The 26,091-nt window shown below is 49.4% G+C and carries 28 protein-coding genes; 16 read left to right on the top strand and 12 right to left on the bottom strand.

Annotated features, from left to right (window positions below; all coding sequences use genetic code 11):
• Window positions 1–15 precede the first annotated feature (15 nt).
• Window positions 16–531 (top strand): hypothetical protein, encoded by a 516-nt coding sequence (locus Q1A54_RS04295; protein ID WP_299985302.1) that lies wholly within the window; start codon window positions 16–18, stop codon window positions 529–531.
• A 101-nt stretch (window positions 532–632) separates the two neighbouring features.
• Here Q1A54_RS04295 and Q1A54_RS04300 read toward each other — a convergent pair whose 3' ends face one another.
• The gene (locus tag Q1A54_RS04300; protein ID WP_299985304.1) at window positions 633–3,143 is read right to left on the bottom strand and encodes a DPP IV N-terminal domain-containing protein; all 2,511 of its coding nucleotides are present in this window, start codon (window positions 3,141–3,143) and stop codon (window positions 633–635) included.
• Between the two features lie 231 nt (window positions 3,144–3,374).
• On the opposite strand from Q1A54_RS04300, the gene Q1A54_RS04305 reads away from it, so the two are divergent.
• The 3 genes from Q1A54_RS04305 to atpC all read left to right on the top strand — a co-directional run bounded on the left by Q1A54_RS04305 (window position 3,375) and on the right by atpC (window position 5,940).
• A complete protein-coding gene (locus Q1A54_RS04305; protein WP_299985306.1) occupies window positions 3,375–3,827 on the top strand; it encodes a hypothetical protein in 453 nt (150 codons plus the stop codon).
• A gap of 267 nt (window positions 3,828–4,094) precedes the next feature.
• Window positions 4,095–5,600, top strand: coding sequence for a F0F1 ATP synthase subunit beta (gene atpD / locus Q1A54_RS04310; protein WP_076420409.1), 1,506 nt, complete (start codon window positions 4,095–4,097; stop codon window positions 5,598–5,600).
• A gap of 94 nt (window positions 5,601–5,694) precedes the next feature.
• Window positions 5,695–5,940: an ATP synthase F1 subunit epsilon gene (atpC, locus tag Q1A54_RS04315; RefSeq protein ID WP_007657491.1), complete on the top strand. Its 246-nt coding sequence runs from the start codon at window positions 5,695–5,697 to the stop codon at window positions 5,938–5,940.
• Between the two features lie 102 nt (window positions 5,941–6,042).
• On the opposite strand, the gene Q1A54_RS04320 is transcribed toward atpC, so the two are convergent.
• From Q1A54_RS04320 to Q1A54_RS04335, 4 genes are all read right to left on the bottom strand, one after another.
• A complete protein-coding gene (locus Q1A54_RS04320) occupies window positions 6,043–6,585 on the bottom strand; it encodes a hypothetical protein (protein ID WP_299985311.1) in 543 nt (180 codons plus the stop codon).
• Between the two features lie 23 nt (window positions 6,586–6,608).
• Window positions 6,609–8,216 (bottom strand): serine hydrolase, encoded by a 1,608-nt coding sequence (locus Q1A54_RS04325; protein ID WP_366915783.1) that lies wholly within the window; start codon window positions 8,214–8,216, stop codon window positions 6,609–6,611.
• Between the two features lie 24 nt (window positions 8,217–8,240).
• Window positions 8,241–8,591, bottom strand: coding sequence for a hypothetical protein (locus Q1A54_RS04330; RefSeq protein WP_299985314.1), 351 nt, complete (start codon window positions 8,589–8,591; stop codon window positions 8,241–8,243).
• Between the two features lie 208 nt (window positions 8,592–8,799).
• Window positions 8,800–9,867, bottom strand: a complete 1,068-nt coding sequence (locus tag Q1A54_RS04335; RefSeq protein ID WP_299985316.1) for an iron-sulfur cluster-binding domain-containing protein — start codon at window positions 9,865–9,867, stop codon at window positions 8,800–8,802.
• 146 nt (window positions 9,868–10,013) lie between these two features.
• On the opposite strand from Q1A54_RS04335, the gene Q1A54_RS04340 reads away from it, so the two are divergent.
• The gene (locus Q1A54_RS04340; RefSeq protein ID WP_299985318.1) at window positions 10,014–11,147 is read left to right on the top strand and encodes an aminotransferase class I/II-fold pyridoxal phosphate-dependent enzyme; all 1,134 of its coding nucleotides are present in this window, start codon (window positions 10,014–10,016) and stop codon (window positions 11,145–11,147) included.
• A 101-nt stretch (window positions 11,148–11,248) separates the two neighbouring features.
• A complete protein-coding gene (gene ispE, locus Q1A54_RS04345) occupies window positions 11,249–12,073 on the top strand; it encodes a 4-(cytidine 5'-diphospho)-2-C-methyl-D-erythritol kinase (protein WP_366915784.1) in 825 nt (274 codons plus the stop codon).
• Here ispE and Q1A54_RS04350 read toward each other — a convergent pair.
• Genes Q1A54_RS04350 through tgt form a run of 3 tightly spaced genes read right to left on the bottom strand, consistent with a single transcriptional unit; the run spans window position 12,029 to window position 15,191 of the window.
• Window positions 12,029–12,970, bottom strand: a complete 942-nt coding sequence (locus Q1A54_RS04350) for a DMT family transporter (protein ID WP_196114485.1) — start codon at window positions 12,968–12,970, stop codon at window positions 12,029–12,031. The two genes, ispE and Q1A54_RS04350, sit on opposite strands and share 45 nt — an antisense overlap.
• Window positions 12,970–14,046, bottom strand: a complete 1,077-nt coding sequence (locus Q1A54_RS04355) for an LptF/LptG family permease (protein WP_196114486.1) — start codon at window positions 14,044–14,046, stop codon at window positions 12,970–12,972. Before Q1A54_RS04355 ends, Q1A54_RS04350 begins: the two co-directional genes overlap by 1 nt.
• 14 nt (window positions 14,047–14,060) lie before the next feature.
• Entirely contained in the window at window positions 14,061–15,191 is a 1,131-nt protein-coding gene (gene tgt, locus Q1A54_RS04360; RefSeq protein WP_299985323.1) for a tRNA guanosine(34) transglycosylase Tgt, read from the bottom strand.
• Window positions 15,192–15,464: 273 nt separating this feature from the next.
• Between tgt and Q1A54_RS04365 the strand changes: the two genes are divergently transcribed.
• From Q1A54_RS04365 to Q1A54_RS04385, 5 genes are all read left to right on the top strand, one after another.
• The gene (locus tag Q1A54_RS04365) at window positions 15,465–16,568 is read left to right on the top strand and encodes a glycosyltransferase (RefSeq protein WP_299985325.1); all 1,104 of its coding nucleotides are present in this window, start codon (window positions 15,465–15,467) and stop codon (window positions 16,566–16,568) included.
• Window positions 16,559–17,167: a sigma-70 family RNA polymerase sigma factor gene (locus Q1A54_RS04370; protein ID WP_007659731.1), complete on the top strand. Its 609-nt coding sequence runs from the start codon at window positions 16,559–16,561 to the stop codon at window positions 17,165–17,167. The genes Q1A54_RS04365 and Q1A54_RS04370 overlap by 10 nt, the downstream gene beginning before the upstream one ends.
• A 223-nt stretch (window positions 17,168–17,390) precedes the next feature.
• On the top strand, window positions 17,391–17,609 hold the full coding sequence (locus Q1A54_RS04375) for a hypothetical protein (RefSeq protein WP_299985327.1): 219 nt from the start codon (window positions 17,391–17,393) through the stop codon (window positions 17,607–17,609).
• A 77-nt stretch (window positions 17,610–17,686) separates the two neighbouring features.
• Complete coding sequence (gene rsmG, locus Q1A54_RS04380; RefSeq protein WP_299985329.1) at window positions 17,687–18,319, top strand: 16S rRNA (guanine(527)-N(7))-methyltransferase RsmG; 633 nt, start codon at window positions 17,687–17,689, stop codon at window positions 18,317–18,319.
• A gap of 8 nt (window positions 18,320–18,327) precedes the next feature.
• Window positions 18,328–18,876, top strand: a complete 549-nt coding sequence (locus tag Q1A54_RS04385) for a DUF4269 domain-containing protein (RefSeq protein WP_299985331.1) — start codon at window positions 18,328–18,330, stop codon at window positions 18,874–18,876.
• Between the two features lie 12 nt (window positions 18,877–18,888).
• On the opposite strand, the gene Q1A54_RS04390 is transcribed toward Q1A54_RS04385, so the two are convergent.
• On the bottom strand, window positions 18,889–19,842 hold the full coding sequence (locus Q1A54_RS04390; RefSeq protein WP_299985333.1) for an alpha/beta fold hydrolase: 954 nt from the start codon (window positions 19,840–19,842) through the stop codon (window positions 18,889–18,891).
• A 124-nt stretch (window positions 19,843–19,966) separates the two neighbouring features.
• On the opposite strand from Q1A54_RS04390, the gene Q1A54_RS04395 reads away from it, so the two are divergent.
• Both Q1A54_RS04395 and Q1A54_RS04400 read left to right on the top strand, forming a co-directional pair.
• A complete protein-coding gene (locus tag Q1A54_RS04395; RefSeq protein ID WP_299985335.1) occupies window positions 19,967–20,335 on the top strand; it encodes a hypothetical protein in 369 nt (122 codons plus the stop codon).
• Between the two features lie 140 nt (window positions 20,336–20,475).
• Window positions 20,476–20,853, top strand: a complete 378-nt coding sequence (locus Q1A54_RS04400) for a hypothetical protein (protein ID WP_299985336.1) — start codon at window positions 20,476–20,478, stop codon at window positions 20,851–20,853.
• Window positions 20,854–20,918: 65 nt separating this feature from the next.
• Here Q1A54_RS04400 and Q1A54_RS04405 read toward each other — a convergent pair whose 3' ends face one another.
• Complete coding sequence (locus tag Q1A54_RS04405) at window positions 20,919–21,047, bottom strand: hypothetical protein (RefSeq protein ID WP_299985338.1); 129 nt, start codon at window positions 21,045–21,047, stop codon at window positions 20,919–20,921.
• Between the two features lie 475 nt (window positions 21,048–21,522).
• On the opposite strand from Q1A54_RS04405, the gene rpsT reads away from it, so the two are divergent.
• Window positions 21,523–21,783, top strand: coding sequence for a 30S ribosomal protein S20 (rpsT, locus tag Q1A54_RS04410; RefSeq protein ID WP_196114496.1), 261 nt, complete (start codon window positions 21,523–21,525; stop codon window positions 21,781–21,783).
• A 697-nt stretch (window positions 21,784–22,480) separates the two neighbouring features.
• On the opposite strand, the gene pyk is transcribed toward rpsT, so the two are convergent.
• Window positions 22,481–23,908, bottom strand: coding sequence for a pyruvate kinase (pyk, locus tag Q1A54_RS04415; protein ID WP_299985340.1), 1,428 nt, complete (start codon window positions 23,906–23,908; stop codon window positions 22,481–22,483).
• A 3-nt stretch (window positions 23,909–23,911) separates the two neighbouring features.
• Window positions 23,912–24,343: an IPExxxVDY family protein gene (locus Q1A54_RS04420; protein ID WP_196114498.1), complete on the bottom strand. Its 432-nt coding sequence runs from the start codon at window positions 24,341–24,343 to the stop codon at window positions 23,912–23,914.
• Window positions 24,344–24,502: 159 nt separating this feature from the next.
• Between Q1A54_RS04420 and Q1A54_RS04425 the strand changes: the two genes are divergently transcribed.
• On the top strand, window positions 24,503–24,739 hold the full coding sequence (locus tag Q1A54_RS04425; RefSeq protein WP_007659745.1) for an acyl carrier protein: 237 nt from the start codon (window positions 24,503–24,505) through the stop codon (window positions 24,737–24,739).
• A 62-nt stretch (window positions 24,740–24,801) separates the two neighbouring features.
• Window positions 24,802–26,055, top strand: a complete 1,254-nt coding sequence (gene fabF, locus Q1A54_RS04430) for a beta-ketoacyl-ACP synthase II (RefSeq protein ID WP_299985343.1) — start codon at window positions 24,802–24,804, stop codon at window positions 26,053–26,055.
• The last annotated feature ends 36 nt before the right edge of the window (window positions 26,056–26,091 follow it).

Genomic DNA, 26,091 nt, shown 5'->3' on the forward strand with positions numbered 1-26,091 from the left:
GTTTATCTTTTACCCATGTTACTGTGTGCCGCTATAGGTGTTGAAGCCGTACGTGGTGCCGGACCTGCTCCGTTGAAGGGAGAGGGTGCTTCTTTTAATACTTCTGAATTGATGGTCTCCTCTCAGGATACTATTGTGAAGGGGCAAGACTCTACGAAGGTCGCCTATGTGCGGGAGGACGACCCCAAAATGAAAAAGAAAGCCCCGACTGTTAAAAAGACCAGGATCTCCTACAAACGGGATGTGCAGCGGGCCTCATTGTCCAAGCAAAGCGCGGAGGGTAATATGATTGATGTCATTGTAATGCAGTCAGGCCGTGTGTTGCGCAACCTGGAAGACGTGCAATTAGCTGGCAGCAGCGGAAATCAATTAACTTCACAGAATTTTGTAGGTTTCGAAAACATGGTGATTCCCTTCGAAGGCACCGTCCGGTTCAGGGCATCTAACCAAATGGGTACTGCTACTTACGACCGCGAAGTGCGCTTCACTGTAATGGAGCAGGGGCGCTGGGTGTTGAGGATCGATCTTTAGTGAGTTGTAACTATATACCTGTCGCAGGTATAGCCTTATAAAGAAACAGCCGCAGTGAGAATCATCTCGCTGCGGCTGTTCTATGTTTCAGGATTTGTATTCTACTCTTCGTCAGGGGCTGCTAGAAATCCATTTCGTCGTTTGTTGCCCACGTTTTCAATCTCACGGTTAATCTCCTTGATATCTACTGGCTGTGAGAAGTCGCCTAACAGGTGCTTGGTGAAGTAGTCACCCATCATCCAGAAGAAATACTCGGTCATGTCGCCGAAGCCGTGACGCTGTCCTGGCAGCAGCACGAAGTCGAAGCGCTTGTTGGCTTTGATCAGCGCGTTGGCCATGCGGATTGTACCAGCAGGGTGCACGTTGTTGTCTACGTCGCCGGTTGCCAGCATCAGGTGCCCCTTCAGGTTTTGAGCCAGGTCCGGGTTTTTCTCGATGGCGTACACGAAGGTCGTGTCACCTTTAGGCGAAACCACCTCTTTCACGCCGTGGTGTTTTTCACTCCACCAGCGGTTGTAGATGTTGTTCTCGTGGTTACCTGCTCCTGATACCGCTACCTTAAAGAAGTCAGGGTATACCAGCATAGCCGCCGTAGACATAAAGCCACCACCGGAGTGACCAGTTATACCTACACGGTCGATGTCGATGAAACGGTGGCGATCTGCCAGTTGCTCAATCGCGGCTTTCTTGTCGGATAGGCCATAGTCACGCAGGTTGCCGTAACCGAAGGTATGGTACCACTTAGAGCGGGCCGGGTGACCACCGCGGTTACCTACAGTCACTACCACAAAGCCCAGCTGCGCCAGACGATCAATGCGGTCCATGCTGCGGCCGAATGACTTGTTCACAGCCTCTGTCTGCGGGCCTGGGTATACGTAAGCGATAATCGGGTAGGTCTTAGTGGAGTCAAAGTCGAACGGTTTGTACATAACACCATAAATGTCGGTAATGCCATCGTCTGCCTTCACCATGAACGGCTCCGGAAATTTATAGCCAGTTGTCATCAGGCGACTCAGGTCCGCTTTCTCCAGATCCATCACCTTGCGGCCTTTCGTGTCGTACAGTGCTGATACTGGTACGGTGTTCACGCGGGAAGCCGTGTTCACAAAGTAGGTATTGTTGTCGTTCAGGCTGATGTTGTTGTCAAAGTTGCCTTTGTTAAGAAGCGTCATGCCGCTGCCGTCGAAGTTGATGCGGTAGAGGTGCATCAGATAAGGGTCTTCGCCGTTTTCACGACCATTGGCTGTGAAGTAAAGCACACGGTTCTTCTCATCTATACCTACCAGGTCCTCTGCATGGAAAGAGCCACTCGTGATGCGGTTTTTCAGGTTGCCTTTGCCATCGTACAGGTAGAAGTGTCCCCAGCCATCACGCTCAGACCAATGAATGATCTCGTTGCCACCCTTTACCAAACCGATGCGGTTCATGTCGATGTAGGTGTTGAAGCGCTCTTCGATAACAGGTGTTACCTTGCCGGAAGCGATGTCCAGCTCACAAACGTCGATCTTTTTCAGGTCGCGGCTGGTACGGGTGAAGTATAGCTTGTCTTTGGTGCCGTGCCACAGGTTGGGGCGGTGCTCATCGTCACGCTGTTTCTGCAGGGCTGGAGCGGACCACAAAGAAAGCTCCTGGTCTTTGAAAGCAGCAGTATTAATGCGTTTCTGCGTCTTGTTGGCAAAGTCAAAAATCATCAGCTCTCTTTTAGGAGCCTCTTTCTCGCCTGGCATCTGGTACTTGTAAGTTTCAAGTGCAGGGCGGCCATTAGCGGTATGGTGCAGTACCCACAGGTCCTTTACTTTGCGTTCGTCAGTGCGGACCATGGCAAACTGCTTAGAGTCCGGTGACCACAGAATAAAGGCTGGCTTGCGGTTCTTCTTGTTCTTCTCGCGCTCCACGTTTGTTTCGCCACGTGAGTCGCCGTAGGTATAGTACTCCACACCATCTTTGGTGAGCTGGTGCTCTACAATGGTGGAATCTTTTTCGTTCTTCAGTGCCTTCTCGTAGTTGGCTTTGTCCATCCAGTAGAGATTGTGCTCTTTGGCGTAAATCACTACCTGCTGGTCAGGGGAGATAGAGGCCCAACGTGGCTTAGACTTCGGCTTTTCAAAGTCTTTTAGCTCCACTACCTGACCGGTAGCCAGGTTATAGCGGAAGTAAAATGTCTTTTTCTCGAGTGAGTCAGCGGCTTTTTTGTCCAGTCGGTCTTTCTTCACCTGGTCGATTGAGCTTTTGATCTCGAACTGCACGCTTTTCTCGTCTTCAGTGAACTTCAGGTTCTTGATAGGCAGGTGTTGCGCATCAAAAGGGTCCTGCACAATCATGGTCACGGCAGAGGCTACCTTGGCATTGTCGAGCAATAGCTTTTTAGATTTAGTGGCTGGGTCCACGATGTACCAGTTCTTGCCGTTACTGGTTTCGTACTCGTACCAGAAGCGGTCGGAGTTCTTGAGCCAATGCGGGTCTAGGTTGGTGGTGAAGATAAGTTTCTCCAGCTTTTTGGGTGAGAAGCGGGAAGCCAGCTGGTAATTCCCCTTGGTCGGCGTACCAGACTGCTGTGCCTGTACACTGATGCCCGCTATCAGCAGCATAGCGAGAAGGTAAATTTTCTTCATGAAAAGGTTAGTTTGGTTGAATAGATCAGGTGAACAGGTATAAGCCGCTCGGAAGGTATAGACTGAAGCAACGAACAATGGTTTAACATGAGGTAACAAATATTAGAAACTATAAACTAAAAGTGAAGAGAGAAGCTAAGTGAGCTGGTTCGGGTATGCAGAAGTACTGCTCCTGGTATGCAACCCTCTTCCCTGTATTTGGGTCAACTTATTACATCTCAGCTCTATATTATGAGAAAACCCCTGTTTGTTGTTGTGCTGGTCAGCCTTTTCTTCTCCTGTTCAAAAGAAGACCTGGAAACTGTTAATGTCGTTTTAGGGCAGGAAATCAGGCTGAAAGAAGGGCAGTCGGCTCTTTATAACAACAGCGGATTGGAGGCTGCACCCACTGTTAAGCTCAAAGTAGAAGACGTGCGCGACGGCCGGTGTCCGAGCGATGTGGTTTGTGTTACCTATGGCAGCGTGGAAGTGATCCTGGTAATAGGTGTAGGAAATGACAGAGGCGAAACCCTCACCTTGTGCCTGGGGGACTGTGCCGGTAGAAGCCAGCCTGAAGATGAGGCAGTAGTCAGGGTAGGGGCTGCACTTTATAAAATAAGACTGCTGGGAGTGAGCCCACTGCCCAATACAAAGGAGAAATCAGGTCAGGTGAAGGAGGTGCAGCTGGTGTTAGAGCGCAATTAAGAAATTTTCTCAGGAGCTTTGATGGAGCAAGGGAGAGGTAACTGATGTGATAGATGCTGGAAGGCATAGTGCTGCGATTGGCGCAGGGCTGTGCCTTTTTGTATACCAGGGCCGTCCCTTCCTGTGGAAGTTCAGGAGAAGAAGGCTATACTTTGATTTTGAGTAAGTTAAAACTTTTTGGGGTGTTGTGTGGAATTGTCCCTTTTATACATTAGTTTTGCGCCTTGAAATAACTCCGTTATACAGTTAATCAATATAAAAAGTCAAATGGCGAATATTGGCAGAATTACCCAGGTTATCGGTCCGGTTGTGGACGTTAGCTTTGCGGGTGAAAACGCAAAATTACCAAACATCCTCGATGCGCTTGAGGTAATTAAAGAAAACGGCCAACGCATCGTGCTAGAGGTGCAGCAGCACCTTGGCGAAGATCGTGTACGTACCATTGCGATGGACTCCAGCGAAGGCCTTACCCGTGGTGCACAGGTAACTGACCTGGGTGGCCCAATCACGATGCCTACTGGCGATGCTATCAATGGTCGTCTATTCAACGTAATTGGCGAGGCTATCGATGGTATTCCTCAGCCTGCTACTACTACCCGTCTGCCAATTCACCGCGCTGCGCCGCGTTTCGAAGAACTGGCAACGTCTTCTGAAATACTTTATACTGGTATCAAAGTAATCGACCTGCTGGCCCCTTATGTAAAAGGTGGTAAGATTGGTCTGTTCGGTGGTGCCGGTGTGGGTAAAACGGTATTGATCATGGAGCTGGTAAACAACATTGCCAAGGCCTATTCAGGTCTGTCAGTGTTTGCCGGTGTAGGTGAGCGTACCCGCGAAGGAAATGACTTGCTTCGCGAATTCCTCGAGTCAGACATTATCCGTTACGGTGCCGAGTTCAAGCACTCTATGGAAGCTGGCGGATGGGACCTGTCTAAAGTGGACATGGCGGAACTGGAGAAATCGCAGGCGACGCTGGTGTTCGGTCAGATGAACGAGCCTCCTGGGGCGCGTGCACGTGTGGCCCTGTCTGGTCTTACAATCGCTGAGAACTTCCGTGACGGTGACGGTACTGGCGCTGGTCGTGATATCCTTTTCTTCATCGATAATATCTTCCGCTTTACGCAGGCAGGTTCTGAGGTATCAGCCCTTCTTGGTCGTATGCCATCAGCGGTAGGTTACCAGCCAACGCTGGCAACGGAGATGGGTGCCATGCAAGAGCGTATCACGTCTACAAAGCGTGGTTCCATTACATCTGTACAGGCCGTTTACGTACCTGCGGATGACTTGACTGACCCGGCTCCAGCGACAACGTTTGCTCACTTGGACGCTACTACAGTACTTTCCCGTAAGATTGCCGAGCTTGGTATCTACCCTGCGGTGGATCCACTGGACTCTACGTCACGCATTCTTTCTGCCGACGTACTTGGTGATGACCACTACGGTACAGCACAGCGTGTGAAAGAGATCCTGCAGCGTTACAAAGAACTTCAGGACATCATCGCCATCCTTGGTATGGACGAACTTTCTGAAGAAGATAAGCAGGTGGTACACAGAGCGCGCCGTGTGCAGCGTTTCCTGTCTCAGCCTTTCCACGTAGCCGAGCAGTTCACTGGCCTTGCTGGTGTACTTGTAGACATCAAAGACACCATCCGTGGCTTCAACGAGATCATGGATGGTAAGTACGATCACCTGCCTGAGGCAGCCTTCAACCTGGTAGGTACCATTGAAGACGCCGTAGCGAAAGGTGAGAAGATGATGGCCGAAGCTAAGTAATTTATAATTAGTTAAAAGTTAAGAGTTGAAAGTTGAGAGTTGGTTTTCCAGCAGTGACTTTTAACTCTTAACTCTAAACTCTTAACTAATAAAGATGTATTTAGAGATAATCACACCAGATAAGAAGGTTTTTGCCGGTGAGGTAGAGGCTGCTCAGTTTCCAGGCACAAACGGTTCGTTTGAAGTACTGGACTCGCACGCTCCCCTTATCAGCACCCTCGAAAATGGCAGAATCCGTATCACTACCGCACAAGGACAAACGTTCTACAACGTGGATGGTGGTGTGGTAGAAGTGCTGAACAACAAGATCATCGTACTGGCTGAGTCAGTAAGCGAGTAATAGTAATATAGCACCCGCTAAAACATTAAAAATCCCCTTCTGTTCAATAAGAGCAGAAGGGGATTTTGTTTTCTTGAGACTGCAGTAAAGCCTTTCTCCCGTTTAAAAAGCTGCACCTATTCCAAGATATAAGGTTTCAGGATAGCCAGCGCCACATCGAAACAGGAAACGACTGGTAGGCTTTTGGAATCTGTAACCCGCTGTGCCAACAGCCCTGATGTGTATGTAGTTTGATTTTGGTGGCTGCGGCTCGCCAAGGTATTCGTTTATGTCTCTTGCATTGTCATAGGCGCTTTCGTCGACCATACGGGCTAGCCCAAAATTGAGCTCAAAATGGCTGTTATTCTTACCTGTCATGGTGCCAATCATCAGCGACTGGTAGGGCCCTCCTGATGACCAGACGCCCCAACCTCCAATTCCAGCTTTTGCCCACAAGCCCTGTAGCGAACTCTTCCTGCTGGACAGGAGCATCCGTTCGTAGTGTAGGTTGTAAGCACCCATCAGCCCTACAGTACCAACAGTCGCAAGTATAGCGTTCTTTCGAAAGTTTTCTGGGCTTTCCGGAATAGCCTGCTCCTGCGCATAAGTATGGAAGTAAAGCAGGAACACAGCTCCGATGGTCAGGTGAACATTTTTTCTGGTCATGATGGTAGCAGGTATAGTTGCGCCTATTTTCTAACTGGTGCTGCCGAGCTTTGCGGCACAACCTGTACTCTGGTGAAGTCCAGGTCGTGGAAGTCATAACTGAAGTCGGTAAGTGGCGAGACAGCTTTCATGTTGATCCCAGAGAGCTTGCCTTCCTGATCAGGCACGTATACCACAAAGGCGTCGGCCTCGAAGCTACGGTCAGTCCATTTCACGACAAAAGTGTTGTCTTTGTAATAGAGCATTTCACCCTGCAGCCTCGGCGATCGGAGTGATTTGAAGTATAGCCTGTTCTTCTGCTTGTATATTTCCACATGGCCAAACCACTTATCTTCGAAAGTGCCTACATAGTTGTCAAAAGCAACTTTTGATTTCTTCTCTTTCAGTACCTTGTTTACATCTCCCCAGATCTTATCGGTATAGGCAGTCGCCTCTGCTATATACTCGTCTTCCTCCTGCTTCAGTTCTGCTACCCAGTCATGTGCTTCCATACCAAGGTAAGCCTGCTTGATGGTGTTGGTAATAGAGCGGAAAGCCTGGCCGTTTTGCTGGTTGGTGAGGACAATGATGCCCACGCCAAGTTCTGGCAGCATCGTTACCTGGCTCACCATACCTGGCAGGCCACCAGTGTGGCTCACTTCTTTGTGTCCTTTTACATCACTCAGGAACCAGCCAAGGCCGTAAGAGCGAAAGTGGGTATTAAAAGGGCTTTTGCCATGGTAAGGTATAATGGTTTGAGGCGTCCACTGCTCCCGAATTACCTGCTGTGTGAGCAGTCGCCGCTTGAGGTCATCGCCATACCTGCCTTCGTTCATCAGCATGATCAGCCACTTGCTCAGATCGTGCACGCTGGTGTACATGCCTCCGGCAGCGGCGCCGAATGGCAAGTTATAGCGGTCGATTATTTTTAACTTACCTTCCACCACAGCATGGGCTTCGATGGTATTGCTCAGGTCGCGGAGCCGGTCATAGCTGGCAGCGCTTCGCGCCATACCTAGTGGCTGCAAAATACGCTTCTCCGTAAAGTCTGACCAGCTTGTGCCTGTCACGCGAGCCACTACCTCTCCGGCTATGATGTATAGTAAGTTGTCATAGTCATACTTTGACCTGAAATCGGATACTGGCCGCAGGTATTGTATGTTGCGGATCAGGTCGTCCACGGTGAAGTTGTTGCCGTCGGGAAACATCATCAGGTCGCCAGCCCCAAGGCCCAGTCCGCTGCGGTGGGTGAGGAGGTCGCGGATAGTGAATTCCTCCGTTACGTAGTCGTTGTAGAGGCGGAACTCAGGTATGTACTTCACCACCTTGTCGTCCCACTTGATCTTGCCCTCTTCAACCAGCAAGCCCAGCGATGCCGCCGTAAAAGCCTTGGTATTGGAGGCTACGCCAAACAAGGTATGCTCGTTCGTTTTCTCACCAGTGCTGAGCGAGTTGACGCCATAGCCTTTCATGTGCACCACTTTCCCGTCCTTCACCACAGCCACCGCTATACCTGGCACCTGAAAGGCGGTCATGGCCCGCTCCACCACCTGATCGATATCCTGCGAAGAAATAGACTGAGCGTGGAGGGGAAGAACTGAGCTCAGCCAAAGGAGCGCAAAGGCAAAAAGTATCGGGGTAGATTTTTTCATGGTCATCAAAGTCGACTAAAGTAGTTATGGTTTTCTGACAGGCATTGGGAAGGCTACCGTGGAGTCAGGTTTCAGGGCCAGTATATGAAACTGGATAGTGGAGTCAGGCACTAGGATAGGCATGGTGAACTTTGGCTCACTTTCTTTTGCTGTGTCAGCGCTTTTGGGAGTAGAAGACTTTGGAAACAGGCTATACCTACTGCCTGGCTTCTCAAGCGAATTAAGCTTGCTAGTGGAGGAGTCTTTACCCAGGTAATCTAACTCAAGTTGGTTATTGAGCGGTTTCAAGCGGAGCTGTGGACGGTCTAAATCCTGTGCCTGCGCTGACAAGGATAAGAGCACCAGGCCGGCGATAGCGGTGATTGTTTTCATCATTTGTGCAGTTGATTGAACCTGTTTTAAGAATAAACCAGCCTGTGATGCCTATTTGCCAGGTTTCTTTACCTGAAGATGTTTCAAGCGCTGAATCATAGGCAGCGTAAGGCAAGCAGACTAAGCCTGTCTAAATATAGTTAAATCTTGATTCGATTTATGAAACAAACTACACTTTTTAGAAGATATTGTAGAATTCAGGAAAGTTTAGCTACATGATTTCCAATTCCACATCTCCGCCCACCGGAAAGCCTACGCACGTGAGTGTCATACCTTTTTCGATGTCCCGCTCCGTGAGTACCTCGTTGTACGACATCCATACCTTGCCCTTTAGCACCCTGGCCAGGCAGCTGCCGCACTTTCCGGTTTCACAGCTGTAGGGCATGGGAATGCCTGCCTGACGGGCACTTTGGAGGATGTTGTTAGGATAGCGCGAAATGATCTGGTGTGTGCTGCCGCCGATATGCAAGATGACGTTATGAGCAGCTGTGTCAGGTGGCATCAGTTTGGCGGGCTTGCGGATGTCGGTGTTGAAGATCTCTTTGCGGATGTTGCTCTCCGGTATACCGAACTGCCGCAGCGCAAACGACATCAGGCGCATGTAGTTGTCGGGGCCACAGATGTAGAAAAGCAGCTCATCATGCGGCACCCTGGAAAGGGAGTTTATAAAACGCTGGAGCAGGTCTTTGTGCAGTCGTGCCCGGCTTAGGTCTGGGGAATTGCTGAACAGGAACTCAGCATGAAACCTGTCCGGGAAGTCAGTAGTCAACTGCTGGAGAGGCTTCAGGAACATGGCTTTCTCTGGGAAGCTATTGCTATAAAACAGCACAGCCGATAAATCCGGGCGAGCGTGCAGCAGCGTCTTGAGCAGTGAATAAACAGGCGTGATGCCGCTACCGGCCGCCAAAAAGAAAAGCTGTTGATAGCCTGCACCTTCATCTGGCAATGTAAAGAGACCTGCTGCGCCGGTCGTAACCAACTTGTCGCCGACACGGGCGTTGTCGATGAGCATACGCGAGAACAGGCCGTTCTCAATGCGCTTCACACCGATGGTAAGCGGCTCCTGCAGCGCAGGGGAGGAGGTGATGGAGTAGGAGCGACGGACTTCACCGTGCGTACTGTGGTGCACTAGGGTAAGGTATTGGCCGGCTTTGTACGGAAGGGGCTTGCCATCCTCGGGCTCCAGCACAAATGTCTTCACACCTGGTACCTCCTCCTGTATGTGGCGGATGATCAGGCTGCGGTAGTGTCTGTTATCGTCAGGTATAGGATGTGTCATTTTTTGTTTTCGAAACTTATTGGCTATACGGGTCCAACAGCCTTGGGTGAAAGTAAACACGTTGTCTCACCTCAAAAATAAACAGGTTTGCCGGTCTATTTCCAAAACCTGCCTATCTTTAACGAAGAAATACGCTATACCTGACCATGGCACAGATCCACCCGAAAACCACGCCCATCTACCAGACTTCGGTCTTCACGTTTGAAGACCTGAACGACCTGGAGCTATACTTTGAGCAGCCTGACCAAAAGTACATGTACACCCGCTACGGCAATCCCAACTCTGATGAATTGGCCGAGGAGGTGAACAAACTGGAGGAAGGAGCAGGGGCTGTGGCTACATCCTCAGGTATGTCGGCTATTCTGACGGCAGTGCTTACCTATTGCCAGTCAGGCGACCACCTGCTGTGCGCAGAGGAGATCTACGGCGGGTCAGCTGCCTTGCTGTCGCAGGAACTGACCCGCATGGGGATAGCAGTAAGTTATGTGCCAAGCGAGGAACTCTATACCTTGGATGGGCATGTAAAGGAAAATACAAAGCTGCTATTGGCTGAGACCATGAGTAATCCGCTGCTACAGGTGGTAGACCTGCAGCGCCTCTCAGCCGAAACCAAACGCACCGGTATCAAGTTGCTTATCGACAATACTTTCGCCACGCCGGTTATCACCAAGCCCTTGCACCTCGGTGCTGACATGGTCATCCATAGCGTGACCAAATACCTGTCGGGACACAGCGACGTGACGGCGGGCACTGTGGTAGCAGCCAAAGCAGAAGACATAGAGCGCAGCAAGCAGATCATGCGGGTGTACGGCCTTAACCTGAGCCCATTTGAGAGCTGGCTGGCTGCACGTGGTCTGAAAACATTGCAGGTGCGCATGAAACAGCACTGCTTCAATGCGCTGGCAGTAGCCGAGTTTTTAAGCCGCCACCCCAAGGTGAAGCAGGTATGGTACCCGGGGCTGCCTCAGCACCCGCAACACAAACTGTCCAAGGCGCAGGGGTGTGGCATGTTCGGAGGGATGCTTTCTTTCCGCCTCGAAGATGATCTGGAAACGGTTAATACTTTTATGAAGGCGCTGCAGCATATTCCGTTTGCCCCATCGCTGGCAGGTGTGAGCAGCTCCATATCCCACCCGCTCCGTACTTCGCATCGTAGCCTCAACCCAGAGCAGCAGCAGAAGCTGGGCATCACGCTGGGGGTTATTCGTCTGTCGGTAGGTATAGAGGAAACCGTAGAATTGCTGGCCGACCTGGCACAGGCGTTGGAGAAAACGAAATGAGTTTGGGAGTTTAAGAATTTAGGAGTTTAAGAGTCAGAAAGTCTGGAAGGAAGTATACCTGAGCCTAAAAGAACAAGTATATCCTGGGACGGGCTCCATACATGATCAAGACCATATCTATGCTGGATTTTCCGAATGCTAAAATAAACCTGGGCTTGCTGGTGACGGAGAAGCGCCCTGACGGATTTCATAACCTGGAGTCGTGCTTCTACCCGGTGCAATGGTGCGATGCCCTGGAGATCGTGCAGGCAGACGAACTGACGTTCACTATGAGCGGACTGCCCGTGCCTGGCAACCCTGACAGCAACCTATGCCTGAAGGCCTATAAACTGCTGCAGCAGGACTTTCAGCTACCACCGGTGCACATGCACCTGCACAAGGTCATTCCGATGGGAGCGGGCCTTGGAGGCGGTTCTTCAGACGCTGCCTTCACCCTAAAGCAACTCAACACGCTTTTCGAACTTAACCTGGCCCCTGAGAAACTGGAGGATTACGCTCGCCAGCTTGGGAGCGACTGCGCCTTCTTTATCCGGAACGAGCCCGTAGTGGCAGTAGAAAAAGGGGATGTGTTTAAGCCGACATCCGTAAATCTGAGTGGCTATACCTGTGTGCTGGTATACCCTGGGATACACATTACCACTGCTGAGGCTTACGGCAACATCGTCCCGAAAAAGCCGAGCTGCGGCATAGAGATGTACCTGAAGCAGGATGTAGAGGTATGGAAAGAAGTACTCAAAAATGATTTTGAAGAAGCGCTTTTCCCAAGCTATCCGGAGCTGGCAGGTATAAAAGCACAACTCTATAACGCAGGTGCCGACTATGCTTCTATGACCGGCTCAGGGTCGACAATTTACGGCCTTTTCAAAAATGAGGCTGCCAACCTAGTCTTTCCCGGCCACTACCTTCTCTGGAAAGGTTTGCTTTAATTTCTTGCGGCGCTCACTGTAGGTGTCCAGCACCGGGTGGATGAAAACACTGAGCAGGATGATGGTGGCTCCAATGTAAAAGTTGGAGGTCATCTGTTCATTCTCGTTGAAAATGATCCACGCCAGCAAGATGCCATAAATCGGCTCCATGTTCACAGTCAGGTTCACGGTATAGGCCGATATCTTTTGCATCAGCCTCACTGAGGCGGTATAGGCATACACTGTACACACCACGGCCAATAGCAACAGGTATACCCAGTCCATGCCGTTCATGGTAAAGTTCAGCGTACCCGTCTCTGTAAACAGGTCAGCGTAAATCGGGAAGAACAGCGCGGTGCCGATACAGGCCCCTGCCATTTCATAAGCGGTGATGGTCGTGGAAGGATGCTTCTTGGCTAGTCTGGCATTGATGATGGTAAAAATAGCACCCAGCAGTGCAGAACCTACCGCCATACCAATGCCCAGCATGTTGTCAAATTCTGTTTCGGCCTGGAAAATAATGTAGAGGCCCATCAGGATGATAAGACCTAGTAGAATCTCGTGCACCTTGAGTTTTTTGCTCGTGAAGGCAGGTTCCAGCAAGGCGGTCCACAAGCTACAGGTAGCCATACCTACCAGGCAGAGCGAAACGGAAGAGATACGGGCTGAGGCAAAAAACAGGATCCAGTGAGCCGAGATCATCAGCCCGACTCCCATGATGATGAACAGGTTATTGCGCCCTAGCCAGAACTGCGTCTTGCGACGGTAAATGATAGCGCCTAATGCCAGTGCTGCAATCAGCGTGCGGAGGAATACCAGCTCTACTGCCGGTATGGTAATCAATTTGCCAAGTATGGCAGTGAAGCCCCATAACAATACAATGAAATGGAGTTCGATAAAATCCTTAAGACGCGGCATTAGCGTGGAATATAACGATAGAGTAGAAAGCCTATACCTGTAAAAATAATACTCGGCACCCAGGCCGCATACATAGGTTCCAGGTCACCGACCTGCGCCAGACTGCGACTGGTGATCACAAAAATAATGAACACAAAGGCCAGGAAGAAGCCCAGTGCAATCTGCATACCGACGCCACCGCGGGCCTTGCGCGCACTCACGATCACCCCGATCACAGTCAGGATAATGATGGCGAAAGGATAGCTGTAGCGTTCGTATTTCTCGATCAGGTAGGTCTCGATATCATCGGCGCCGCGGTTGATCTTTTCCTGTATAAAGCTGTTAAGCTCCGGCAGGGTCATAGTTTGCTCCAGCTTGTAGGTGCTCTCAAAGTCTTTGGGCCGCATGTTGAGCGTTGTATCCAGCGCCCCGCCGTGGTAGATGCTCTCGTTCTCTCCGTCGAAGGTGCGCAGGGTATAGCGGTCAACGCTCCACTTTTGCCGTTCCGGGTTCCACTGCACGCTGCTGGCCGTTAGCTTCTTGCTTAAGTTGGTGCCTTGTATTTCCTCAATGGCAAAGTTATACCCTACGTGTGCCGTGACGTTGTAGCTCTCCATATACACATAAGTATCAGGCGCTATCTTCACATGTATGTTTCGTTTGTCGTAGGTAAAGGGGCTCTTCACATATTTCACCTGAAAGGCCACACTCTCTTTGTTCGAATTCGGAATTACCCAGCCGATCAGTCCAAAAATCAAAGCACCGATAATGGTAGCCCCGATCAGGTAAGGCACCAGGAAACGCTTGAAGCTCACACCACCGCTCAAAATGGCTACAATCTCGGTATGCGACGCCATTTTGGAGGTCACAAATACCGTCGCGATGAACACCGTGATCGGGCTCAGCATGTTCGCATAGAACGGAATCAGGTGGATGTAGTAGTCGAAGATGATCTCTGAAATGGGCACATTGTGCTTGATGAAGTCGTCGTTCTTCTCCGTGAAGTCAATCACCAGAATCACCGAGACCATGATCAGCACCGTGAACACATACGTGGTCAGGAACTTCTTCAGTATGTATTTGTCAATTAGCTTCAAGCTTATCTAGTTTTTTACAATCGTGTCATTAGTTTTTTCACCATCACGTCTTTCCAATCGCGGAAAGTGCCGGCAATGATGTGTTGGCGTGCCTGCTTCACCAGCCAGAGGTAGAACGTCAGGTTATGCACGCTGGCGATCTGCCCGGCCAGGTACTCGCCGCTGTGAACGAGGTGGCGCAGGTAAGCCTTGCTGTAGAACGTGCTGACATAGCCGCCTAGTTCCGCATCGATCGGGCTGTGGTCCGTGGACCACTTCTGGTTGCGTATGTTGATGATGCCCTGCGTCGTGAACAGCATGCCGTTTCGGGCGTTGCGGGTTGGCAGTACGCAGTCAAACATATCTACGCCCAGCGCAATGTTTTCAAGTATGTTAGCCGGTGTACCCACCCCCATCAGATAGCGGGGCTTGTCGGCTGGCAGGATGTCACATACGATCTCAGTCATCTCGTACATCATCTCGGCAGGCTCGCCTACTGACAGACCGCCAATGGCATTGCCTTCGCGGCCAAAGCTGGCGATGGTCTCAGCGGACTGCACACGCAGATCTTTGTAAGTGCTGCCCTGCACAATCGGGAAAAGCGTCTGGTCGTAGCCATACTTCGGCTCCGTGCTGTCAAATCGGTCGACGCAGCGCTGCAGCCAGCGGTGCGTGCGCTCCATCGAATTCTTGGCGTAGGTATAGTCGCAAGGGTAGGGGGTGCACTCGTCAAAGGCCATGATGATATCGGCCCCAATGGTGCGTTGCGTGTCCATCACGTTCTCCGGTGTGAAATCCAGCGCCGAACCATCGATGTGTGACTTAAACTTCACGCCTTCCTCTTTGATCTTACGCGTACCAGCAAGCGAGAACACCTGATAGCCGCCACTGTCGGTCAGGATAGGACGGTCCCAGCCATTGAACTTGTGCAAGCCACCGGCTTGCTCGAGTACGTCGAGGCCAGGTCGCAGGTATAAGTGGTAGGTGTTGCCCAGGATGATCTCGGCCTTAATGTCCTCCTTCAGTTCGCGCTGGTGAACCGCTTTCACGGTGCCTGCCGTACCTACGGGCATGAAAATCGGGGTTTCGATGGCACCATGGGCTGTTTGCACTACGCCGGCACGGGCCTTTGACTGTATATCTTTCGCTACTAATGAAAACTCCATGGTCTGTGATTGTCAGCGCGGTATGCTACAAGAAGCACGCCAACTAGTTCAGCGGCACAGATGCCGCTCGTTATTGCTAAATGGTTGTCGGAATAATCTGCAAAGATACAAAGCGTGAGAGCACAAACATAAACAATTATTAAATCGCGCAAATGTTCCTAAATGGCTTAAATATACCTATTTTTGGTTGTTAAACCGGTTGTAGCGGTATGTGCGGTCTGGTGTGTTGTGCTATCAGCAGTTTAACCATCAACAATTCAACAATAGAATAATTTGATTTCACTTATACTCCTGGCAGTGCTGGCTTTTTGCGTGCTGGTGCAGCTATACTATGCTTTGTTCTACTTCCTGCCCCTGAGCAGGTATACCGATCCGGAGCCGGACACCCAGCGGCCTGTGTCGGTGATCGTGGCGGCCCATAATGAGCAGGACAACCTGTTTGAGCTCCTGCCCATGCTGCTCGACCAGCAGTACCCTGAATTTGAGGTTATTCTGGTGAACGACCGCTCTGACGATGACACCGAGTTTTATGTATATGAGTTGGAGCGCCAATTCCCTAACTTCAGGGTAGTCACCATCAAAAAAACCCCGGAATACCTGAATCCGAAGAAATATGCACTGGCGCTGGGTATACGCGCTGCCAAGTACGAACACATGCTGTTCACAGACGCCGACTGTCGCCCTTTCAGCGAACACTGGATAGAGAAAATGCAAAGTGGCTATCAGGCTGGTGCTGATTTGGTTATAGGTTATTCTCCCTACAAAAAGTTAAGTGGTTTTCTCAATCATCTTATCCGATATGAAACCTTACTGACCGCAATTCAGTATCTGTCTCATGCAAACAAAGGACACGCTTACATGGGCGTCGGCCGAAACTTATCGTATACTAAGTCATGTTTCTTTAGGAACAAGGGGTTTGCATCTCATATCAAGACTACTGGCGGCGACGATGATCTTTTTGTCAGAGATGCCGTCAACAATAGTAAAGCAAGCATTGTTATCAGCAAGGAAGGGCAAACAATCAGCATTCCCAAAAAGACGTTTCGGGAGTGGCTGATACAAAAGAGAAGGCACATGGCCGCCGGCAGGCAGTACAATGCGGCAGACAAAGGAAGGATAGGAACTTTTATTTCATCCAATATTCTTTTTTACACGCTAGTAATTATTCTTCTTGTTCTAAATAGCCATTTGACTATATTGGCTGCGCTCATTGGGATTCGCTATCTGATAGTGTTCCCGATCTATGTAAGCGTAGCTCGCAGACTTGACGAAGAGGTATCTTTGCCGTTGTTGCCGCTGCTCGATATTGCCTATTTTTTTAGTTACCTGCTCCTTGGGGTATCCGTAGTATTGAACAAACGAATCAGATGGAAGTAAACAAACAATTCTCCGCAAAAGCGAAACACGATTTCAAACTGATACAGGCGGCTGTTGAGGAAAACGATGAGAAAGCTTATGCTGAGTTGATGAGCATCTATAAGAAGCCGGTATATCACGTGGTACTCAAAATGGTTCGCAACGCCGACGATGCTGAGGACCTGACCATAGAGGCTTTTGCCAAAGCTTTTCGCAACCTGCATAAGTTTAACCCGGAGTATGCCTTCAGTACCTGGCTGTTCCGTATCGCCACTAACAACTGCATCGACTTTATCCGTAAGAATCGCATCAAGACGATGAGTATCGACTCAGCGATCAAGATCGACAACGGCGACGAGATCACGATCGACTTCAAAGACAAAAACCTTAACCCGCAGGAAGAGGCGATCAAAAACCAGAAAATCGAGATCATGCAGTACGTGGTAGCCAAACTACCAGAGAAGTACCAGCGCCTCGTGACACTGCGCTACTTCAACGAACTGTCATACGAAGAGATCGCCACGGAACTGAACGCTCCGCTCGGCACCGTAAAAGCCCAACTGCACCGCGCCCGCGAGTTGCTCTATGACATGGTGAAGAATAAGAAGCACTTGATTTAATTGTTGATTGCTGATTGTTAATAGTTCTAGAACAATCGTTCTGAGATCCAACAATCAACAATTAACAATCATAAAATATTAATTACGTTTTTAGAGCCCCTGTTGCCTTGTGCGGCAGGGGCTTTATTTTTGGGTTGATTCCGTACATATTTCCTATTTTTGCGGTGCCTGAGGCGAATGCAGGGCAAAAAAGAATAGAAGCTATACCTTGCCATAACAGACGATGCGAAACCTGAGCGAAGCCATACTGGAACGAATGGGCCGTCTTCATCTATACCTGCGATACAGGGGTAGGGTGGAATCGGAGCAGGTACTGCAACGCAAGTATGAAGGCCAATACCGCAATGCCGGTCTGGTGCTTCTCTTCGACCTCTTTATGGCCCTCGCCGTAGTGGTAGTTGTAGCCGTATTGGCAGGTGTGATATACCTTGTGACAAGTTAGAAAGAGAACGAGCTATATGATTAACTCTCCGCTTTCAACTATTAAAATCTCAAATTTCTAAACTCTTAAACTCAACCATGTCCATTTCCATCCGCATCCTTTTGTCAGGTTATTTTCCGGAGCTTACCGAGGATCAGCTCGAGAAATATGAGCGCATGGCCGAGCTGTATCGGGAGTGGAATGAGAAGATCAATGTGATCTCGCGCAAAGACATGGAGCACATCGGAGAGCACCACATCCTGCACTCCTTAGGTATAGCCAAGGTGATTCAGTTTCCGGCGCAGGCGCATGTGCTGGACGTGGGTACTGGTGGCGGGCTGCCGGGGCTTCCATTAGCAGTGATGTTTCCGGAGGTGAAGTTTCACTTGGTTGACTCGATCGGGAAAAAGATACATGTGGTGCAAGAGATTGCCCGTGAGCTGCATCTTCATAACGTGACGGCCTCCCATACCCGCGCTGAGCAGGTGCGTGAGAAGTTTGATTTTGTAGTGAGTCGAGCCGTAACCCGTCTGGCTAATTTCTATCCTTGGGTCATGAACAGCTTCAAGAAAGAGGCTATCCCTAACAAGGGCATTTATTACCTCAAAGGCGGCGACCTGCAGGAAGAAATAGCCGAGTCAGGCCTGATCACCAAGGTATACGACTTGAAAGATTACTTCACAGAGGAGTTCTTTGAGACGAAGAAGGTGGTAGTGGTACCGATGCCGTAGGCTGAAAATTGAGAGAGGTAAAAGACTTTACAAACCTAGATTACCTGCAGCATGGCAACATGCGGCAGCAAGCGGCTTACTGGCTATTAACCAGATATGAAGTGATGGAGAAGCTAGCGCCTTTTCATCCGCTATTGGCAGGTACTATCCCTCTCGAAATAGACATAGCGCAAAGTGACCTTGATATTGTATGTTGTTGGGCTGACAAGTCTGTTTTTATAGAAACGGTTAATCGTCAGTTTGACACTTTTCCTTCCTTTGTTATCAAAGAAAAAATAGTAGGCAAACACCTCTCTGTCGTGGCTAATTTCAGATTAGGGAGTTTTGAAATAGAGCTCTTCGGACAGGAGCTCCCTTCTCAGAGGCAGGCGGCTTATCGGCACATGCTCATAGAAAACAGGCTCCTGCTGCAGTATGGGGAGGCTTTTCGTCAGAAGGTGGTACAGTTAAAGAGGCAAGGGTATAAAACAGAGCCCGCCTTTGCAAAACTGCTTGGCTTAAAAGGAGACCCGTATGAGACACTACTATTACTGGAGCAGGAAATCTTCGGGCTTTAATGACCCTGGCAATTATTCTCCATCCAGTAAGAACTTCACAGCTCTGGCCTCTGAGTAGTAAATATCATTCCTGAAATCTTCCGCAAAACCTACATGGCCGCCTCCTTCAGGTGTCTCCAGGTATAGGTATGGGTTTTCGTCTGCCTCTTCGAAGGGGAAGCAGGATTTGGTCAAGAACGGATCATTTTGGGCATTTACCAGTAGCGTCGGTACCTGTATATTTTTCAGAAACTGCTTGCTGCTGGAGCGCTTGTAATAATCCTCCGCATTTTCGAATCCATGAAGTGGTGCCGTATACTTGTCATCAAACTCCGGGAAAGACCAGAACAGGCTGTAGTTGCTAAGGTCTAAGGCATCCGGGTACATCTCCTTTTTCTGTTCCAGTTTCTGCCCCAGAGACTTTAAGAAGCGTTGGGTATAGATCTTAGAGATGCGCTTTGCAGAGCTCTTGAGATCGATAGGCACCGAAAAGACGGATGCCCGCTTTACTTCTGAAGGCACGAGTGCCGGATCTTCGCCCAGGTACTTGAGACTGATATTGCCGCCTGCGCTAAAACCGATCAGGTATACGGTTTCATAATTGCCCATATTTAAGGCGTGGCGCACTACAAAATCAAGATCGTCGGAAGCGCCCAGGTGGTAGGAGCGGAGGAGTTTATTCGGCTCGCCACTGCAGCTACGGTAGTTCCAGGCCAGTGCATCCACCCCGCATTCATTCAGCGCTTTTACCATGCCCATAATGTAAGGCCGGTGCGAGTCGCCTTCCAGTCCATGGGAGAGCACAGCCAGCGACCGGGACTTAACCCGCGACCAGTCCGCATCTATAAAGTCATCATCGGGGGTGATAAGCCGTTCGCGGTGGTAAGTCACTCCTTCCACTTGCCTGAACAAACTAGGCACAATGGTTTGGATGTGCCCATTGAAGAGGTAGAAGGGAGGTTTGTGCTGTGACGGTAAGATTGGCATTAGGTATAAGGGTATTTTGTAATCTGTACGAAAACGCTAAAATTACAGCCTTTCTATATGTAGCGCCATATAAGCGGGACACTTTTACGTATTCTTTACTATAAAACCAACAGAACATAAGACGATGAAGTTTAATAAAAATATAAAAACATGGCTACTGGCCTGCCTGCTGGCAGGTTTTGTGATGGCTTGTTCTTCTGAAACGCGGCACAGTGCTAATCGGGATGTAGAAGAGTTTTCGGCCTGGGTAGATGAAAACAGTACACGCGCTGAAACAGCTACCGAAGAAGAGTGGAATGAAATGGAAGCAGAGTATAATCGCAGAGCTACTGAAATAGAAAAACGCAGCGCCGACTGGGACGATCAGACTAAAGCGGAATGGGAAAAGGTGCAAACCCAATGGCAGGAAACGGTCGGACGATCCGAGACACGCTTCAGAGCATCAGAGGTGGAGCCAGAGTTTGATACAGAGCAGGAAGAAGGCGTACAATAACTCACTATATATAGAAACGCTATACAGTTATATGCATTGCTTTGAATATTCATATTCTGCGAGTTGTACAGTGCGTATAAAGCATTATAAACAACGATAATTATAAAATGAATATAAAATCAAATCTCAAAACACTAGGTATGGCGCTAACAGTTAGTGCATTTACCTTTGCCTGTAACTCTGAAACGCGTACTGAGACGAACAGTGAAATTGATGAAGCACAGGTGGAAATGAATGAAACCGGTGTGGAAACTGAGCGTGAGTACAACGACATGGCTGTGTGGGTAGATGAAAACTCAACACGTGCAGAAAATGCCTCTGAGGAGGAATGGCGTGAGATGAGAACTGAGTATAACAGACGCGAAGCTGAGCTTGACGCCAGAAGCGAAACTTGGGATGATGAAGCCAAGAGAGAGTGGCAGGAAGTAAAAGCCAGTTGGAAACGTACCGAAGACAAAGTGCAGAAGCGCCTTGGCGACGTGGATGTTGACGTTGACGTGGAAAGAAGAAATAACTAAACGGGTTTTGGTTAAAGAGCAAGCCTGGGGCTGCAGCATAAGCTGTGGACTCAGGCTTTTTCCATTTATTGGGAGCTCCACGGGTTGCCCAGTGCTTTGCTGCTGATCAGTGTAGAGACAGTGAGCGTGTGTAAAAAGGCGATGATTTGTTGCTCTTCAGAGCTGAGGGCTATACCTGGCGTGCCGTTCTGCATCAGTTGAGAGGCCAGGGTAGAGGATACCTTTAGACCTGAACTGTAGAGTTGTCTTCCTGTTATGAGCTAAAGCGACTGTCGTGCATATAGGGGCTGTGAGAGCCATGCCCTCTACGATCATTGGGTTATGTAGGTATAACAAAGTTTTCTGGTAGCGTAGCAGGTATAGACAATTCTTCAGGATTGGATTTGCCTGGTGTTGGCGCGATCTGTTCGTCTTCTTTATTCCGGAAGCAAGAGAAAAAATAGCGGCCAGCAGAAAGAAACGCAGGGATGCCATGGTTTTCAGGCGAATAAAGTGTAATTTTGAAGCATCTTAATTTAGGGAATTGAGCTGGATTATTCTTGGTACAGGGGATAAATACCCTACCAGACTTTTTTTATAGCGAGGAGGTTTTGGAATTTAATTTCTAAGATTATATCTTTGCAAACTCATTTAGGATACGCAACGAAATTTTAATTAGTATAAAATAACATGGCTAATCACAAGTCGGCATTAAAGAGAATCAGATCTAACGACACGAAACGTCTTCGTAACAGATATCAGGCGAAAACTACTCGTACTTTCATCAAAAGGCTGAAAGGCACTACTGACCAGACCGAGGCGCAAGAACTGTACAAGACAGTTTCTTCTATGCTTGACCGTCTGGCAAAGAAAAACATCATCCACAAAAACAAAGCGGCTAACAACAAGTCAAAACTGGCTAAGTTCGTTAACGGCCTGGCTGCAGCCTAAGTTTTTGCTGGAATACCAGTCTCTAAGCCTTACACCTTCGTGTAAGGCTTTTTGTGTTTTCTAAGAATGCTGTTTGGAGGTTAGTTTTTACCTTCAGGCAGCGTTTTTTGATAGATGTGTTTTCGTCTTTTGCGATAGGGTAGAGGTCTTTTGCTTTCGCTAGGGTATTGCTGCTATTATTACATCTCAATTTTAAGCCTTGCGGTGACGTAACACTGGTACGCATTAAAAACTAACTCGCACGCTGGCTATAAAACATGCAGCAGTGCCATGTGCGCTTTGCGACGCTCCACTGTTGGGGGTGAAGGGGCCCCCTGTCGAGAGCGTTCAGCGAGTTTGGATAGTCTTGATTTTTTTGCTTACTGGGGGTAGGGGCCCTCGATTTTTTCATCAAGGAAAAAAGTAAGGCCCGCCCGGCCAGGGCATACCGTGCCCGCCGCACAGGCGAAGCTATGGAACAAGTCACGTTGCTATACCTGTACAGGTTGCTGTAACTGCTATACCTATACCTATACCTGAGCCAGAGGCCCCACCATATCCATCACGAGCGAGGACGCTCGCTCCATGCGAACTAGCCCCGCCGGCTAGGCGAAAACTATTTCAGGTAAACCGGCCCTGCCAACCCCCACTCCCTAAAAACAAAAAATCCTGAAGTTGATGCCAACCTCAGGATTCTGATAATGAAATCTTACTTCTGTTAAGCGATACTCAACTTGATCATGTTGGTACGCTTCTGCTCATATATCGGCATACTCGCCGTGTTGATGAACACATCTCCCTTGTTCAGGTAACCAGCCTTCAGGAGCATCTGCTTGATATCCTCAATGGTGGCGTCAGTCGACTCAAACTTGTCGTAGTAGAAGCCACGAACCCCCCACACTAGGTTTAGCGTGTTCAGCAGGCGCTCATTCTCTGTGAAGATGAAAATATCAGCTCTGGTGCGGTACTTAGCCAGTTGGAAAGCTGTGTAACCAGATTTGGTCATGCCGATCACGGCGCGTGCGTTCGTGTCGCGGGCAAGGTTACAGGCATTGGCTACCAGGCTGTCGTTGTAAAAAGTCTCAGAGTGCGGGTTCAGGATGTATGTCTTGTTGAAGATCTCCGCCTGGCGCTCCACCTCACTGATCGTTAAGTTCATGGAGCGGATCGTCTCAACCGGGTAAGCTCCTACCGCCGTTTCGGCACTCAACATCAGGGTGTCAGCGCCGTCTATTACGGCATTGGCAACGTCGTTGGTCTCAGCACGTGTCGGCTTCGGGTTCACGATCATGCTTTCCATCATCTGGGTGGCGATGATCACCGGCTTGGCAGACTTGTTACACTTCTCCACGATCATCTTCTGCAGCATTGGCACACGCTCCATACCTGTTTCCACCCCAAGGTCACCACGGGCCACCATGAGGGCGTCAGATTCGGCAATGATCGCATCGATGTTTTTAATCGCCTCAGGCTTCTCAATTTTGGCGATCACGCGGGTATCCTTGCCACGCTCTTTGATGATGCGCTTAATTTCCAGTACATCTTCTACGCGGCGCACAAACGAGAGCGCAACCCACTCTACGTCGTGGTCGAGGCCGAAGTGCAGATCACGCAGGTCTTTTTCGGTTAGCGAAGGGGCTGAAACAGATGAGTCCGGCAGGTTGATGCCTTTACGAGGTTTTACCACGCCACCGTATTTTACATCTGCTTCCACCAGGCAGTCTTTGTCAGTGGTGATTACTTTCAACTCGAGTTTGCCATCGTCGAGCAGGATGGTATCGCCAGGGTTTACGTCCTTGGCCAGCGCGGTGTAGCTGGTGCCAAGATGCTCATGGTTGCTGATGGAGCCATCGCAGCGTAGCACGATGCGTTGGCCTTCCTTTATTTCTACGCCGCCGTTTTCCACTTCACCAATGCGGATCTTAGGGCCTTGTAAGTCCTGTACGATGCAGATATTGGTGTTGAAGCGGCGGTTGATTTCGCGAATGTGCTGTATTACCTGTAAATGTTCTTCATGCTCACCGTGCGAGAAGTTAAGGCGGAAAGCATCTACGCCCTCCTGCACGAGTGCCAATAGGCGCTCAAAGGTATTGCTGGCAGGGCCAACAGTGGCCAGTACTTTTGTCTTGTTGAAGAGTATCTTCATAAATCAGAATAATAAGTGTTCCTTGTACTTAAGTGTAAGTGGATCAAATTGTTTCGTGTACTGAATAATGGGGAGGTTGTGAAGCCTCCGTAGCAGCTCCTGGGGGTGAAGGTAGTGCTGCAGCGCACCTGATATTTGCAGAATATAGTCATACTCTTTTACATCAGGCAGCATAAAAGGCTTTTTAATGGTAAGGGTGCCCAGCGCTTTGTTACGAAAAAGGCGCACAGTGCTATGGGTGTCATTGTGCTCAAAATGAGAGATGTACATTTTGTGTCTATCCGGCATTTCGTAGCATAAGTCCGGCTGGCGGGTGAGATTAAGACCCAAAAGGCGATTAAGCGACCAGGCCATCTTGTAGTCGCGGCATGAGGCAACCACGCCGAAAAGGGCGAAGCTAAAATCATACTCGATGTCCAGGTGCAATGTTTTCATGGGCTAACAATCAGCGTAATTGCAAATTTATAAACATGAAAGTCTAAAACGACCTTTAAGGCAAAAACTTTTATCACTTACCGAATACCACAATTTTTTTTGACATTGTCTGCCTAATTACATTTCTTTGCACAGTGTTTTAATAAACTATAAGAAAAAATGTCAGAAATCGCAGAAAAAGTAAAGGCTATCATCATCGATAAGCTTGGTGTTGAAGAGTCAGAAGTTACTCCAGAGGCTAGCTTCACAAACGACCTTGGCGCTGATTCATTGGATACAGTAGAGCTTATCATGGAATTCGAAAAAGAATTCAACGTTTCTATTCCAGATGACCAGGCTGAAAACATCGCCACTGTAGGTCAGGCTATCAGCTACCTGGAAGAGCACGCAAAGTAATATAACCCCGATTACCTTATTGTATTAAGTAATTTTTACTATCTATCCTCTACTAACAGCTTATGGAGCTTAAGAGAGTTGTAGTTACAGGGCTTGGCGCACTCACCCCACTTGGAAACAACGTTGCAGAATATTGGAACGGGCTGGCCAATGGTGTGAGTGGAGCTGCGCCTATTACACGCTTTGATGCGAGTAAGTTTAAGACCCAGTTTGCCTGTGAAGTAAAAGGATATGTTCCTGAAAATTACTTCGACCGTAAGGAAGCGCGTAAGATGGACCTGTTCTCTCAGTTCGCCATGGTGGTGGCTGACGAGGCGGTTCAGGACGCGAACCTGGTGGAAGGGAACTATAACCCCGACCGCGTAGGTGTGATCTGGGGATCTGGTATTGGCGGTCTGCGTACCTTCCAGGAGGAGTGCGTGAACTTTGCCAACGGTGACGGCACACCGCGATTCAACCCATTCTTCATCCCGAAGATGATCGCTGACATCAGTGCCGGCCACATTTCCATTAAGTACGGCTTCCGTGGACCTAACTTCGTAACGGTTTCTGCCTGTGCATCTGCTACCAATGCCATCATCGATTCTTTCAACTATATCCGTTTGGGTATGGCCGATGTGGTGGTAACCGGTGGCTCAGAGGCAGCTGTAACTGAAGCAGGTATAGGAGGCTTTAACGCCCTGAAGGCCCTTTCAGAGCGCAACGACTCTCCGGAAACGGCCTCCCGTCCATTCGACAAAGACCGTGATGGTTTTGTGTTGGGTGAAGGTGCAGGCGCATTGATTCTGGAAGAGTACGAACATGCCAAAGCCCGTGGCGCAAAGATCTACGCCGAGGTGATCGGTGGCGGTATGTCTGCAGACGCATATCACATTACAGCTCCGCATCCGGATGGATTGGGCGCGCTGAACGTGATGAAGAACGTGCTGCGCGATGCCAACATCAAGCCAGAGGAGGTAGACTACATCAACGTACATGGTACATCCACACCGCTCGGAGACATCAGCGAAGTGAAAGCCATCGAAACTGTGTTTGGTGACCACGCCTACAAACTCAATATCAGCTCTACCAAGTCCATGACAGGTCACCTGTTGGGCGCGGCTGGTGCTATTGAGGCGATTGCGGCTATCATGTCGATCAAAAACAGCCTGGTGCCACCTACCATCAACCACTTTACGGATGATGACAGCTTTGACAACCGTCTGAACTTTACCTTTAACAAAGCGCAGGAGCGTGAAGTGAGGGTAGCGCTCAGCAATACGTTCGGCTTTGGTGGACACAATACTTCCGTTTTATTCCGTCAATCTATCGACTAAGTGTTTGGTCCTATAAAACCGGTACGGCGCTTCTAT

The sequence above is a fragment of the uncultured Pontibacter sp. genome (assembly GCF_947502515.1).
Classification (GTDB): Bacteria; Bacteroidota; Bacteroidia; order Cytophagales; family Hymenobacteraceae; genus Pontibacter.

What these genes read in the sequence shown, in the direction of transcription:
- Q1A54_RS04295 (WP_299985302.1), top strand. Translation starts at nt 16, where the DNA reads ATGTTACTGTGTGCCGCTATAGGTGTTGAAGCCGTACGTGGTGCCGGA.
- Q1A54_RS04300 (WP_299985304.1), bottom strand. Translation starts at nt 3,143, where the DNA reads ATGAAGAAAATTTACCTTCTCGCTATGCTGCTGATAGCGGGCATCAGT.
- Q1A54_RS04305 (WP_299985306.1), top strand. Translation starts at nt 3,375, where the DNA reads ATGAGAAAACCCCTGTTTGTTGTTGTGCTGGTCAGCCTTTTCTTCTCC.
- atpD (WP_076420409.1), top strand. Translation starts at nt 4,095, where the DNA reads ATGGCGAATATTGGCAGAATTACCCAGGTTATCGGTCCGGTTGTGGAC.
- atpC (WP_007657491.1), top strand. Translation starts at nt 5,695, where the DNA reads ATGTATTTAGAGATAATCACACCAGATAAGAAGGTTTTTGCCGGTGAG.
- Q1A54_RS04320 (WP_299985311.1), bottom strand. Translation starts at nt 6,585, where the DNA reads ATGACCAGAAAAAATGTTCACCTGACCATCGGAGCTGTGTTCCTGCTT.
- Q1A54_RS04325 (WP_366915783.1), bottom strand. Translation starts at nt 8,216, where the DNA reads ATGAAAAAATCTACCCCGATACTTTTTGCCTTTGCGCTCCTTTGGCTG.
- Q1A54_RS04330 (WP_299985314.1), bottom strand. Translation starts at nt 8,591, where the DNA reads ATGATGAAAACAATCACCGCTATCGCCGGCCTGGTGCTCTTATCCTTG.
- Q1A54_RS04335 (WP_299985316.1), bottom strand. Translation starts at nt 9,867, where the DNA reads ATGACACATCCTATACCTGACGATAACAGACACTACCGCAGCCTGATC.
- Q1A54_RS04340 (WP_299985318.1), top strand. Translation starts at nt 10,014, where the DNA reads ATGGCACAGATCCACCCGAAAACCACGCCCATCTACCAGACTTCGGTC.
- ispE (WP_366915784.1), top strand. Translation starts at nt 11,249, where the DNA reads ATGATCAAGACCATATCTATGCTGGATTTTCCGAATGCTAAAATAAAC.
- Q1A54_RS04350 (WP_196114485.1), bottom strand. Translation starts at nt 12,970, where the DNA reads ATGCCGCGTCTTAAGGATTTTATCGAACTCCATTTCATTGTATTGTTA.
- tgt (WP_299985323.1), bottom strand. Translation starts at nt 15,191, where the DNA reads ATGGAGTTTTCATTAGTAGCGAAAGATATACAGTCAAAGGCCCGTGCC.
- Q1A54_RS04370 (WP_007659731.1), top strand. Translation starts at nt 16,559, where the DNA reads ATGGAAGTAAACAAACAATTCTCCGCAAAAGCGAAACACGATTTCAAA.
- Q1A54_RS04375 (WP_299985327.1), top strand. Translation starts at nt 17,391, where the DNA reads ATGCGAAACCTGAGCGAAGCCATACTGGAACGAATGGGCCGTCTTCAT.
- rsmG (WP_299985329.1), top strand. Translation starts at nt 17,687, where the DNA reads ATGTCCATTTCCATCCGCATCCTTTTGTCAGGTTATTTTCCGGAGCTT.
- Q1A54_RS04390 (WP_299985333.1), bottom strand. Translation starts at nt 19,842, where the DNA reads ATGCCAATCTTACCGTCACAGCACAAACCTCCCTTCTACCTCTTCAAT.
- Q1A54_RS04395 (WP_299985335.1), top strand. Translation starts at nt 19,967, where the DNA reads ATGAAGTTTAATAAAAATATAAAAACATGGCTACTGGCCTGCCTGCTG.
- Q1A54_RS04400 (WP_299985336.1), top strand. Translation starts at nt 20,476, where the DNA reads ATGGCGCTAACAGTTAGTGCATTTACCTTTGCCTGTAACTCTGAAACG.
- Q1A54_RS04405 (WP_299985338.1), bottom strand. Translation starts at nt 21,047, where the DNA reads ATGCAGAACGGCACGCCAGGTATAGCCCTCAGCTCTGAAGAGCAACAA.
- rpsT (WP_196114496.1), top strand. Translation starts at nt 21,523, where the DNA reads ATGGCTAATCACAAGTCGGCATTAAAGAGAATCAGATCTAACGACACG.
- pyk (WP_299985340.1), bottom strand. Translation starts at nt 23,908, where the DNA reads ATGAAGATACTCTTCAACAAGACAAAAGTACTGGCCACTGTTGGCCCT.
- Q1A54_RS04420 (WP_196114498.1), bottom strand. Translation starts at nt 24,343, where the DNA reads ATGAAAACATTGCACCTGGACATCGAGTATGATTTTAGCTTCGCCCTT.
- Q1A54_RS04425 (WP_007659745.1), top strand. Translation starts at nt 24,503, where the DNA reads ATGTCAGAAATCGCAGAAAAAGTAAAGGCTATCATCATCGATAAGCTT.
- fabF (WP_299985343.1), top strand. Translation starts at nt 24,802, where the DNA reads ATGGAGCTTAAGAGAGTTGTAGTTACAGGGCTTGGCGCACTCACCCCA.